General features: G+C 65.0%; 1 protein-coding gene and 1 pseudogene. Both read left to right on the top strand.

Translation table 11 applies throughout. The annotated features are described in order from the left end of the window. Positions 1-199, top strand: a pseudogene (locus tag FK530_RS26520) (hypothetical protein); the annotation flags it as partial. Positions 200-202: 3 nt separating this feature from the next. Beyond that, on the top strand, positions 203-512 hold a 310-nt coding region (locus FK530_RS26515), incomplete at its 3' end, for an alpha/beta fold hydrolase (RefSeq protein WP_205124291.1).

Raw genomic sequence — 512 nt, 5'->3', positions numbered from 1 at the left:
ACGCGACCGGTACAACGAGGACGATTCCAGCGCGTCCGAAGGAGACCAGACCCCTGACCAGATCATCGCCCAGGCTGAGAAGATCATGGGCAGCATTGGACAGGGATGCCTGGACCACTCCGGCGACCTCGCCCGCCACATCGACACCGTCTCGGCTGCGAAGGACTTCGACATGGCGCGGGCCGCGCTGGGTCAGTAGACGATGAACTATCTCGGCTACTCCTACGGCACGTTCCTGGGGGCGACCTATGCCGGCCTCTTCCCTGACAAGGTCGGCCGCTTCGTCCTGGACGGAGCGCTGGACCCTTCTCTGAACGTCAACCAGGTCTCTGACCTGCAGATGCGAGGCTTCGAGGACTCGCTGTCGCATTGGATCGAGGACTGCCAGGCGGGAAGCGCCTGCCCGCTCAGTGGAGGAGTCGAAGGAGGCCAGCAGAAGATCTCCGCCTTCCTGGACCGTCTGGCCCAGTCCCCGCTGCAGACCTCCGCCCCGCAACGGCCCCTCACCCAGC

This window comes from Tsukamurella conjunctivitidis (assembly GCF_007858475.1).
Taxonomy (GTDB): Bacteria; Actinomycetota; Actinomycetes; order Mycobacteriales; family Mycobacteriaceae; genus Tsukamurella; species Tsukamurella conjunctivitidis.
Note: the sequence above shows the minus strand (reverse complement) of the source record. Positions and strands in the feature narration are given on the sequence as shown.